This is a genomic window from Neisseria sp. P0020.S003, assembly GCF_051957095.1.
Taxonomy (GTDB): Bacteria; Pseudomonadota; Gammaproteobacteria; order Burkholderiales; family Neisseriaceae; genus Neisseria; species Neisseria subflava.
On record NZ_JBQCWU010000013.1, the window covers coordinates 44,566 to 56,891 of the forward strand.

Genomic DNA, 12,326 nt, shown 5'->3' on the forward strand with positions numbered 1-12,326 from the left:
AACCCAACTTTCAGACGGCCCGCCCCTTTCGGGTTACAATACTGCACATAAAAACACGAAGGAAAAGCCGTGAGCCTGCTCAAAAAACTGCCCAAACCCATGCTGCCCGACGAAACCCGCCGTGATATTCAGGCGCGCGAGTCGTATCATGTATTGAAGATTATTTCCGAATTTGTCGAAGCCGGCGAAGAATTGCGCGCCATTCAGCCAGCCGTCAGCATTTACGGCAGCGCGCGTACGCCTGAAGATCATCCCGACTACGAGTTCACATTACGCTTGGCACGCAAACTGTCGGATGCCGGATTTTCCGTCATCTCCGGCGGCGGGCCGGGCATTATGGAAGCGGCCAACAAAGGCGCGTTTGCAGGCGCAAGTCCGGCGGTGGGACTGAATATCGTGTTGCCGCACGAGCAAAAAGCCAATCCGTATCAGGATTTGTCGATTAAATTCCAACACTTCTTCCCGCGCAAAGTCATGTTCGTCAAACATGCCGTGGCGTATGTCGTCATGCCCGGCGGTTTCGGCACATTGGACGAATTGTTTGAAAGCCTGACTTTGGTGCAAACCGGCAAAACGCCCGACCGACCGATTATCTTAGTGGGCAAAGCATTTTGGGCGGGACTGTTGGACTGGATACGCGAGCAGTTGCTGGGCAGAAACTTGATTTTGGAAGAGGATTTGAACTTGATCCGCGTCATCGACGACGAAGACGAGATTATTGAAGAAATCTTCGCCCATTACGAAAACCGCTTGGAAGACTTGTCCGAACACCAAAATGCTTGGTCGCTGGGACTGTAAAAAACTAAGGTTTCAACTAAAAAAGCGGTTATCCCGCCTGCCCTTTGCTTCATTAATAAAGGCCGTCTGAAAATGTTTTCAGACGGCCTTGAGATTTATCTTTTCCGACCTTTCTTTTGTTCCATTTTATCCAACGCTTTTCCCATATCTTCTAAAGCATTCGGATTACCACCAAAATCATGGCCGCCGACACTACACACAGTAGCAGATAGTATACTCATCGTCGAAATCTCTTTCATTTCAAACCGTTCAGATTCCCTTGGGATCTCATGCAATAATTTCCCTTTTCCAAAATGACGACTGTATAGCTTTACCGGCTCCGGATTCATAATATCAATCCTGTTCAGACAATCCAGATAGTGCTTCTCTATCATGGAAGTACCTGCCAAATTTTTATTCGTATCATCAAAATTAGTTATCACATCATATACTAACAAATTTGGATTGTGAGGATGATTTTTGATACTTTCCATATCTGCATAAACACGACTCTGAGCACCCTCCAGCATCGGCAAAAATCTTGGCTTATCGGCAAATACTGAGATTGGTAAACAAATTGTCATCAAAAAAACAGCTAACTTTTTCATTTTACTTTCCCCCGATTAGATCAAGTCGTTCACGACGAATCAGTTTATCATTCGGATAACCCTGAATAGTACAGATAAGAGAAGTTTTACCGTCACTCTCTTCCAATATCAGCGATTTTTCTACTGTATTTTTTGCAGGCATCGAACCAGACGTTGCTTGCATATTTGGCTGCCAACGCAAAGACTTATGACTATTAATAATAATTTGCGGAGAAGTCACAAAATCCTCTCCCATCGGTTTCAATCCCCATTGAGGGAACTTTGCTACCACATCAGCAGCCCGAGCTTTTTTAAGCTCGAACCCCCAGAAATAAAAAACAGGATTTTTACCCGTCTCATTAACCGGCAGTTCCGAATATTCTGCCGAAAAACTACTAAAATGTATGCCGTTTACTATTATCGGTTTATTGAAGATAACCTGTCTTTTCCCATCTTCATCGGCACTACCTAACTGAAAACGTGCAGTCTTTCCTACTTTCTCAATCGGAGCATATTTACTCAATTGCTCCTGCTTGTTTTTCAAGATATCAAACATAGATGCATCACATTTTACAAATGCATTCAGCAACTCTTCTTCCGCACTTCCTGCCCATGCATTTGCTGCAAGTGCAAATACAGCCATACTCAAATATTTGAGAGATCGTTTCATATTGTCTTTCTAAAGTTAGCGTAGATTATCGTTGAATTACCCAACCATTTTAATTCATGACATCAAATTAAGCACGATCTAAATTATTGTTTTTCAGACGGCCTTTTGTCTTCTTTCAAAGCGTTTAATTGTTTTCCCATTCGACATGCTCACTCAAGAAGCCGCCACTTTGGTGCGCCCAAAGTTTGGCATACAGGCCTTGTTTCTCGAGCAACTCGGTGTGGTTGCCTTCTTCGATGATGCGGCCTTTGTCCAAGACGATAAGGCGGTCCATCGCGGCGATGGTGGAGAGACGGTGGGCGATGGCAATCACGGTTTTGCCTTCCATCATTTTGTCGAGGCTTTCTTGGATGGCGGCTTCGACTTCGGAGTCGAGCGCGCTGGTGGCTTCGTCAAGCAACAGAATCGGCGCGTCTTTGAGCATGACGCGGGCAATGGCGATGCGTTGGCGCTGGCCGCCGGAAAGTTTCACGCCGCGTTCGCCAACGTGCGCGTCATAGCCGCGTCGGCCTTTGGCATCGCTTAAGTTAGGAATAAAACCGGCAGCCTCGGCGCGTTCGGCGGCGGAAATCATCTCGGCTTCGGTCGCATCGGGACGGCCGTAAATAATGTTGTCACGGACGGAGCGGTGCAAGAGGGAGGTATCTTGCGTCACCAAACCGATTTGAGCGCGCAGGCTTTCTTGGGTAACGCTGTCCACGTTTTGGCCATCGATCGAAATCGTGCCGCTTTGCGGTTCGTAAAAGCGTAGGAGCAGGTTGACGATGGTGGATTTACCCGCGCCGCTACGGCCGATCAAGCCGACTTTTTCGCCGGGTTTGATGTTCAGATTAAAGCCGTTAAGAAGCGGTTTGCCTGCTTCGTAGGAGAAATCGACGTGTTCGAATTTGATTTCGCCTCGGGTGACTTTCAGCGGCAGGGCGTTCGGCTTGTCGAGGATGGTTTGCGGTTTGGACAGGGTCGCCATGCCGTCGTTGACGGTACCGATGTTTTCAAACAATCGGGCAGACTCCCACATGATGTATTGCGACAAACCGTTCACACGCAATGCCATGGCCGTGGCGGTGGCTACCGCACCTACGCCGACTTGGCCGTGATACCAAAGCCAAATGCCCAAGGCGGTCGTACCGACAGTCAGCGAGCTGTTGACGATGAAGCTGCAGGTGTGCAGAAGCGTCGCCAAACGCATTTGGGCGTGTACCGTCACCATAAATTCTTCCATCGACTGCTTGGCGTAGGCCGCTTCGCGCGCGCCGTGGGAGAAGAGTTTGACGGTGGTGATGTTGGAATAGGCGTCGGTAATGCGGCCGGTCATCAGTGAGCGCGCATCCGCCTGACGCGCGGCGGTTTTGCCGAGCTTGGGAATCAGGAAGCGCATCACTAAGGCGAAGCCGATAATCCAGCCGATAAAGGGCAACAGCAACCAGCTGTCGAACGAAATCAAAATCACGCCGGAAGTAATGAAATACACCAGCACATACACAACCATGTCGGCAACCGTCATCACCACGTCGCGCATCGCCAGCGCGGTCTGCATGACTTTGGCGGACACGCGGCCGGCAAATTCGTCCTGATAAAAACCGAGGCTCTGCCCCAGCATCAGGCGGTGGAAATTCCAGCGCAGGCGCATGGGGAACACGCCTTGCAGGGTTTGCAGGCGCACGTTGGACGCGAGGAAAGTCCAGAGGGCGAAAAACACCATCATCCCCGCCATCGCCGTTAACGCCCAGCCTTTTTCAGCAAACAGGGTCGCGGGCGTGTATTTGCCGAGCCAGTCCACGACTTTGCCCATAAATTGAAACAGCAGGGCTTCCATGATGCCGATACCGGCGGTAAACACCGCCAAAACGGCAATCCATTTGCGCAAGCCTTCGATATTGCTCCAGACAAACCGCCACAGCCCTTTTTCAGGCGTTTTCGGGGCGGCTTCGGGATAGGGGTCGATTCGGGATTCGAACCATGAGAATATTTTTTTAATCATTGTTTTTGCAAATGTGATAAGACGGTCAGGCCGTCTGAAAAGAAGTGTTCAAATACATTCAAGACTGTATTTTACGGGAAAAATCCAACTGATGACAGCGGATACCGTCAGTCCGATCAAACCAATCTATCGGCTTGACCATCTAAAAATCCCTTTGCTTTACATAAAACAAAGGCCGTCTGAAACTTTTCAGACGGCCTTTGCTGGATTTAGGTTGCCCTTAAAAATCACTCTTTACGTTGACGGCCCAAATCGGCAGCGGCAGTAAACAAGACGTCGGTGGAAGAGTTTAACGCAGTTTCTGCAGAGTCTTGAATCACGCCGATGATGAAGCCGACGGCAACCACCTGCATGGCCACATCGTTATCGATACCGAACAGGCTGCACGCCAAAGGAATCAGCAGTAACGAGCCACCTGCCACACCGGATGCACCGCACGCGCTGACAGTTGCTACCAGGCTCAGCAGCAGGGCAGTGGCGAAGTCAACCGTAATGCCTTGCGTGTGCGCCGCAGCCATCGCCAAAACGGTAATGGTGATTGCCGCACCGGCCATATTGATGGTTGCACCCAATGGAATGGAGATGGAGTAAGTGTCTTCGTGCAGGCCCAGTTTTTTCGCCAATGCCATGTTCACAGGGATATTGGCGGCGGAAGAACGGGTAAAGAAGGCATACACGCCGCTTTCGCGCAGGCAGGTAAACACCAGCGGAAAAGGGTTGCGGCGGATTTGCGTCCACACAATAATCGGGTTGACCACCAAAGCGATAAACAGCATACAGCCGAGCAATACGGCCAACAGCTGCATATAACCGGCAAGCGCTTCAAAACCGGTTTCCGCAATGGTAGAAGACACCAAGCCGAAAATACCCAGCGGCGCAAAACGGATAATCCATTTCACAACCGTCGAAACGGTATCGGCCAAATCGGCCGCCACTTGGCGGGTCGTATCCGAGCCGTGATGGCGCAAAGCCGCGCCCAATACCAAGGCCCAAGCCAAAATGCCGATATAGTTGGCATTGGCCAGCGCGTTAATCGGGTTAGCCACCAAATTCATCAGCAGCGTTTTCAGCACTTCGACAATGCCGGAGGGCGGCGCAACGGATACATCGCCGGCCGCACGCAGAATCAGCGTGGTCGGGAATGCCATACTGGCGACAACTGCCACCACAGCCGCGGCAAACGTACCGAAAATATACAAAATTAAAATCGGTTTGATGTGGGCCTGATTGCCTTTTTGGTGTTGCGCAATAGCGGCAGTCACCAAAACAAATACCAAAATCGGCGCGATAGCCTTAAGCGCACCGACAAACAGGCTGCCCAGCAGTCCTGCGCTGATACCGACTTGCGGCGAAACTGCACCCACAATAATACCTAAAACCAAGCCGATGGCGATTTGCGCCACCAGGCTGACGCGATTGAGCGCGTTCAAAATCGGATTGCCACTTGCCATATCCGTTCCTTCACAATTTAAAGATATGTTAAAAAAGTCTTACATTCTAAAATAAAAAATCATTTGTCGGCGAAGTTTTCATGCATACCTCACAAAAACAGCACTAAAGTTTAGCATTTATGACACAGTTGGCACTTTATGCCAAAAATACAGCCAAACCCGCTCAAACCCTACTTTAAAGTATGCCCATACCGTTGCTTTACTTCTCTGTATCTTGATTTCAGACGGCCTGAAATCTGCGTTATCAAGGCCGAATACAAAGGCAACTTCATCAGTCAAAACACAAAAACATAACTATTACAATCAGATAGAAACAAACCAAAATCCGCCCTTAAGTCGCATTTTGCAATGTTATTACGCTAAATTTCCGTTTATAACCAGCCTGAAAGCTTGCAGAAATAATGTTAAAATCCCCAAACTGAAGAATTGTCGCTGTCGAACACACATCATGACCAAACTGACCTACCCTGTTTTATTTGCATCATTGGCGCTCACCTACGGACACGCGCTGGCAGTAGATACTTCCGTTCCCAAAGCGGAAGACTACGAAGCTGTTCCCGAATCCGAAATGCCCAAGCAGCCCAAAGACGAACAAACAGGCAAACTCAAGCCCAAATTCCCCGTCAAAATCGACACCCAAGACAGCGAAATCAAAGAAATGCTTGAAGAATACCTGCCGCTGATTACCCAGCAGCAGGAAGAAGAGCTGGACAAAGAACAGGTCGGCTTCCTCGCCGAAGAGGCACCCGACAACGTCAAAACCATGCTCCGGACCAAAGGCTACTTCAACAGCAACGTCAATATTCAAGACCACGGCGAGAGCTATACCGTCAACGTCACCCCTGGCCCGCGCACCAAAGTCGACAACGTCAGCGTGGCCATCCTCGGCGACGTATTGAATGACGACAACTTGGCCGAGTACTACCAAAATGCGATGGAAAACTGGCAGCAGCCCGTTGGCGAAAACTTCGACCAAGATGGCTGGAGTGCGAGTAAAACCTCCGTCCTCAGCGCGGTCACACGTAAAAAATACCCTTTGGCGAAACTCACCACCACCCAAGCCACCATCAATCCCAATACCCAAAAAGCCGACTTGAACGTCATCGTGGAGAGCAACCGCCCCATTTACTTTGGCGATTTCCAAATCACCGGCACGCGCCGCTACCCTGAGAGCGTGGTTTCCGGCATGGCGCGTTTCCACCCAGGTTCGCCTTACGACTTGGATAAAATCCTCGACCTGCAACAGGCGCTCGAGCAAAACGGCCACTACTCCGGCGCGTCCGTACAGGCCGATTTTGATCAACTGCAAGGCGACCGCGTTCCCGTCAAAATCAACGTGACCGAAGTCAAACGCCACAAACTGGAAACCGGTATCCGCTATGACTCCGAATACGGAATCGGCGGCCGCATCGCCTACGACTATTACAACCTCTTTAACAAGGGCTATATCGGTTCCATCGTTTGGGACATGGACAAATACGAAACCACGCTGGCCGCCGGTATCAGCCAACCGCGCAACAACCGCGGCAACTACTGGACCAGCAACGTTTCCTACAACCGCTCGACCACGCAAAACCTTGAAAAACGCGCCCTGACCAGCGGTATTTGGTACGTCCGTGACCGCAACAATATTGATGCCCGCTTCGGCCTCGAATTTATTACCGAAGACCGCAAAGTCCCCGACACCAGCTACGATTTGGGCCGAAGCCATGCCACCATGCTGACCGCCTCATGGAAACGGCAAAGCATCGAAACCGAGCTGCACCCTCAAAACGGCTACTACCTCGACGGCAAAATCGGGGCAACTTTGGGAAAATTCCTTTCCTCCACCCAAATGGCACGCGCCATGGCACGCGCAGGCTATTTCTTCACGCCTAAAAACAAAAAACTCGGTACATTCATCGTACGCGGACAGGCAGGCTACGTTTATGCCCGCGAGGGTGAAGAAGTACCGTCCAGCCTGATGTTCCGCACCGGCGGCGCAACTTCCGTACGCGGTTACGAACTCGACAGCATCGGCTTGGCCGGCCCCAACGGCTCCGTCCTGCCGCAACGCGCCTTGGTGGTCGGCAGCCTCGAATATCAATTCCCGGTTACCAAAAGCTTCTCCGGCGCCATCTTCCACGATGTCGGCGATGCGGCAAGCAACTTTAAACACATGACCTTAAAACACGGTACCGGCTTGGGCGTGCGCTGGTTCAGCCCGGTTGCGCCGTTCTCCTTCGATATTGCCTACGGCCATCACGACAAAAAAATCCGCTGGCACATCAGCTTGGGCACAAGGTTTTAAAAAACATACTCACCATCCATTCTTTCAGACGGCCTCAGCCATTTCAGGCCGTCTGAAAAACAGACAAACAGAAAAATATCATGACCGATACTGCAAACACTTCCACGCCGTCTGAACAACAGCCTGCCCCGCCAAAGCGCAAAAAACGCCTGTTGCGCGGCTTTGTCCTGTCCGCCTTGGGCGTATTGACCGTTTCCGCCGGCGCGATCGGCTGGCTGGTCGGTACGGAATCGGGTTTGCGTTTCGGTTTGTACAAAATCCCGTCATGGTTCGGCGTCAAAATCTCCTCGGACACACTGAAAGGCACGCTGATTGAAGGTTTTGAAGGCGACAAATTGTTGATTGAAACAGAAGGTGCGGACATCAAAATCAGCAGCTTCCGCTTTGATTGGAAACCGTCCGAGCTGATCCGTCCGTCCTTACACATCACCGAAGTCGTGGCCGGCGACATCGCCATCGTAACCAAACGCACGCCGCCCAAAGAAGAAGAGCCTTCAAAAGGCCTGCCCGACAGCATAGACCTGCCCGTTACCGCCTATCTCGACCGTTTGGAAACCGGAAAAATCAGCGTGGGCAAGCGTTTTGACAAGCAGACCGTCTATCTCGACCATCTGCACGCGGCCTATCATTACGACAAAAAAGAACACCGCCTCCACATCAAAACCGCCGATACGCCATGGAGCAGCTCGACAGGCGCGGTGGTGCTCGGTTTGAACAAACCCTACGTCCTCAATACTGCCATCTACACCAAAGGCCAGCTTGAGGGCGAAACCCTACATGGTACGGTGCGCCTGTGGGGCAGCCTGCAAGACGTATCCACCGACCTACTGCTCGATAGCGACAACGTTCATTTGTCGGCCAAATCCACTATTCATCCATTCGCCAACAGCCTCAATGAAACCGTCGGCGAAATCCTGATTAAAGGTTCCAACATCAATCCGCAGGCCTTCCTACCCAGCCTGCCCAAAGCGCGCCTGAATTTCGACGCCACCACCATTCCGTCCTTTACTAACGGCGTTGCGTTGGAAGGCTCGATTGACTTGGAAAACGACCAAGCCGGTTTTGCCGATGAAAATTATATCCCTGTCAAACGCATCCTCGGCGAATTCATCGTCGACGATAAAGGCACGGTCATGATTGAAGACATCGGCGTCGACCTGCTCAAAGACGGCAGCATCGATGTATCCGGCTCTATCGATACCGCCCAAGACCAGCTCAAACTCGCACTGGGCATCAACAATACCGGCGCGGACGACTTTGTCCGTCAAAACATCGCAGGCCGTCTGAACGGCAGTATCGACGTCAAAGGCGAAACTTCCTCCCCTGTCGTCAACTGGAATCTCGACAGCGGATTTGCACGTACAGACGGCATGCTGTTTTTCCAAACCGACAAACAGCTCGGCCAGCGCACGCTCAAGCTCGACAAAGTCCGCCTGGTTCCGCAAAACGGCGGCGAACTCAACGCCAAAGGCTCGCTCGAACTCTTCAAAGACCGCAAACTGCAACTGGACATCGTCAGCAAAGCCTTCAACCCTGCGCGCATCGATCCGCAGCTTCCGCAAGGTAGTGTCAACGGCAACATCAACTTGACCGGCATCCTGGCGCAAGAAAAATTCGCCGGCAAAATGCAGTTTGCACCGAGTACGCTCAACGGCGTTCCGCTCAGCGGCAAAGCCGACGTCGCTTATGAAAACAAACACCTCTCACGCGCCCTGACCGATCTGACCCTCGGCAACAACATCGTCAAAACCAACGGCAGCTTCGGTAAAAAAGACGACCGCCTCAACCTCAATATTACCGCCCCCGATTTGTCGCGTTTCGGCTTCGGCTTGGGTGGGCTGCTCAACGCGCGCGGCTACATCTCCGGCAGCTTTTCAGACGGCCTCAAAACCCTTGAAGCCGATTTGAACGGCGAAGCGCGCAACTTCAAAGTCGCCGATACCGTCAACATCCGCACCCTCGACTTCAAGCTTAAAGGTTCGCCAGATACCAACCGCCCGTTGAGTGCCGATATTAAAGGCGAACACATCGCCGTCTCCGGCGGCGCGACCCTGATCGACAACGTCAACCTGCTCATCAGCGGCACAGGCTCACACCACCACATCCGCGGCAACAGCAGCATGGCGGTGGACAACAAACGCTACAAGCTCGACCTCGATGCCACCGGCGACCTCAACAAAGACCAAACCCAATGGAAAGGCACGGTTGACACGCTCGACATCAACGGCGCGTTCAACCTCAAACTGCAAAACCGCCTCAACCTCGAAGCCGGCAGCGAACGCGTTGCCCTCAGCAGCGCGCGCTGGGCGGCCATGGGCGGCAGCCTCAACCTGCAAAATTTCGTTTGGGACAAGAAAGCCGGCATTACCAGTAAAGGTAGCGCACAAAATCTGCACATTACCGAATTGCACAATTTCTACACCCCGCCTATCGAACACAACCTCGTCTTGGGCGGCGACTGGGATTTGGCGTACAGTCAAAACGCACGCGGCTTCCTCAACATCAACCGTCAAAGCGGCGACATCATCCTGCCGGGCAAAGACCCGAAAAACAAACAGCCTTTGGGACTTTCCGCGCTCGCCTTGCGCACCCGTTTCCAAAACGGCCGCATCGACAGCACGCTGGAAGGCAACACCCGCTTCGGCAAAGTTGACGGCACACTCGGCATCGCCCAGCAGTTCGGCAACAACATCAACAACGCCCCTGTCAGCGGCAAAGTCAATATCAGCGTTCCCGATTTGGGCTCGCTCAAATCCTTTATGCCGGCGACAGCCCAAGGCATTGCAGGCCGTCTGAACGCGACCGCCACCATCGGCGGCCGACTCGGTTCGCCTACCATCAACAGCAACCTCGACCTCCAAACCAATTACGGCCGTGCCGACGGTACCGTCAACATCGGTCAAGGCACCAGCTTCGATACCGCTCCTCTGAGCGGCAAACTCAATCTGAACGTTGCCAACCTCGAAGTCTTCCGCAACTTCCTGCCCGTCGGCCAAACCCTCAAAGGCCGTCTGAACGCCGCCGTCAACTTGGCAGGCCGTCTGAACGATCCGCAACTGAGCGGCCTGATTAACGGTGACAACCTCTATTACCGCCATCAAACCCAAGGCCTGATTCTCGACAACGGCGTATTGCGTTCACGCCTGCAGGGTCAAAAATGGGTGATCGACAGTCTCAAATTCCACCGTGGCGGCACGATTGAGCTCAAAGGCGCAGTCAACCTTGCCAACGCCAACCCCGATGTCGACGTGGATATCGTCTTCGACAAATACCGCACCCTCTCGCGTCCAAACCGCCGACTGCAGCTCTCCGGCGCGGCCAAAGTCCTCTACAATCCGGAAAAAGGCATATCGCTCAACGGCACGCTCAACACCGACTACGGCAGGTTTGGTTCGCAAAAATCCTCCATGCCGACCCTCGATGACGACGTGGTCGTACTGGGCGAAACCCCAAAAGAAGCAACGGCCACCACGCCTATTAATATGAACCTTGTCTTGAACATCAACGACAATGTCCGTTTTGTCGGCTACGGCGCAGACGTTACCATCGGTGGCAAACTGACCCTCACTTCCCGCCCGGGCGAAACCGTCCAAGGCGTCGGTACCGTTCGCGTTGTCAAAGGCCGCTACAAAGCCTACGGCCAAGACCTCGAAATCACCAAAGGCGCGGTTTCCTTCGTCGGCCCACTGACCGATCCGAACCTCAACATCCGTGCCGAACGCCGTCTCTCCCCGGTCGGTGCAGGTGTCGAAGTTCTCGGCAGCCTTAACAATCCGCGCGTGACCTTGGTTGCCAAAGAAGCCATGAGTGAAAAAGACAAACTCTCCTGGCTCATCCTCAACCGTGCCAGCAGCGGCAGCGATGGCGACAATGCCACGCTCTCTGCGGCCGCCAGCGCGTTGCTTGCCGGCCAAGTCAACGACCGCATCGGCCTTGTCGATGATTTGGGCTTCACCAGCAAACGCAGCCGCAACGCCCAAACCGGCGAGCTCAACCCTGCTGAACAAGTCCTGACCGTCGGCAAACAGCTCACCAACAACCTCTACGCAGGTTACGAATACGGCATCTCCAGCGCCGAACAATCCGTCAAACTCGTGTACCAACTGACCCGCGCCATCCAAGCCGTTGCCCGTATCGGCACGCGCTCCTCCGGCGGCGAGTTGAAATACACCATCCGCTTTGACAACCTGTTCGGCAAAGACAAACCAGAGCCGGAAGAGCAACAATAAAAGCCGTTAAAAAGGCCGTCTGAAATTTATCTTTCAGACGGCCTTTATCTTGTTCTACCGTATCAAAATCCGCAGCCATGCCTCAAAAGGCAAAGGCCAAGCAAGTTTGAAAACAAATGCAGCTAAAAAAGTAGCCAGCAAGCCATGGCTTATTCAAGATGAACGATAAATAAAGCAGATACAAAAAGGCCGTCTGAAACTGACAGGGGTAGGTTGAACTGCACCCCAAAAGTTGGACATCCCCTCCAACTCACAAGGTGCAGTTTTTTTATGAGCAAATATACATTACACTTCAAATACCAAGCCGTACTCCACTACCTGCACATACGCAGCCAGCAGCG

7 protein-coding genes and 1 pseudogene are annotated in these 12,326 nt (G+C 52.3%); 4 read left to right on the forward strand and 4 right to left on the reverse strand.

Annotated features, from left to right (window positions below; genetic code table 11):
- Nucleotides 1-69: 69 nt before the first annotated feature.
- Nucleotides 70-798 (forward strand): TIGR00730 family Rossman fold protein, encoded by a 729-nt coding sequence (locus tag ACTHTQ_RS08110; protein ID WP_070590039.1) that lies wholly within the window; start codon nucleotides 70-72, stop codon nucleotides 796-798.
- Nucleotides 799-893: 95 nt separating this feature from the next.
- On the opposite strand, the gene ACTHTQ_RS08115 is transcribed toward ACTHTQ_RS08110, so the two are convergent.
- The 4 genes from ACTHTQ_RS08115 to sstT all read right to left on the reverse strand — a co-directional run bounded on the left by ACTHTQ_RS08115 (nucleotide 894) and on the right by sstT (nucleotide 5,466).
- Nucleotides 894-1,385: a surface-adhesin E family protein gene (locus tag ACTHTQ_RS08115; protein WP_070606441.1), complete on the reverse strand. Its 492-nt coding sequence runs from the start codon at nucleotides 1,383-1,385 to the stop codon at nucleotides 894-896.
- 1 nt (nucleotide 1,386) lies between these two features.
- Entirely contained in the window at nucleotides 1,387-2,034 is a 648-nt protein-coding gene (locus tag ACTHTQ_RS08120; protein WP_283121439.1) for a hypothetical protein, read from the reverse strand.
- 124 nt (nucleotides 2,035-2,158) lie between these two features.
- On the reverse strand, nucleotides 2,159-4,015 hold the full coding sequence (locus ACTHTQ_RS08125) for an ABC transporter ATP-binding protein (RefSeq protein ID WP_440363616.1): 1,857 nt from the start codon (nucleotides 4,013-4,015) through the stop codon (nucleotides 2,159-2,161).
- Nucleotides 4,016-4,242: 227 nt separating this feature from the next.
- Nucleotides 4,243-5,466, reverse strand: coding sequence for a serine/threonine transporter SstT (gene sstT / locus ACTHTQ_RS08130; RefSeq protein WP_254321315.1), 1,224 nt, complete (start codon nucleotides 5,464-5,466; stop codon nucleotides 4,243-4,245).
- Nucleotides 5,467-5,914: 448 nt separating this feature from the next.
- Here sstT and ACTHTQ_RS08135 point away from each other — a divergent pair, with 448 nt between their 5' ends.
- The 3 genes and pseudogenes from ACTHTQ_RS08135 to ACTHTQ_RS08145 all read left to right on the forward strand — a co-directional run.
- Nucleotides 5,915-7,756 (forward strand): autotransporter assembly complex protein TamA, encoded by a 1,842-nt coding sequence (locus ACTHTQ_RS08135; protein WP_440363617.1) that lies wholly within the window; start codon nucleotides 5,915-5,917, stop codon nucleotides 7,754-7,756.
- Between the two features lie 80 nt (nucleotides 7,757-7,836).
- Nucleotides 7,837-11,985 (forward strand): translocation/assembly module TamB domain-containing protein, encoded by a 4,149-nt coding sequence (locus ACTHTQ_RS08140; RefSeq protein WP_440363618.1) that lies wholly within the window; start codon nucleotides 7,837-7,839, stop codon nucleotides 11,983-11,985.
- A 213-nt stretch (nucleotides 11,986-12,198) separates the two neighbouring features.
- Nucleotides 12,199-12,326, forward strand: a pseudogene (locus ACTHTQ_RS08145) (helix-turn-helix domain-containing protein); the annotation flags it as partial.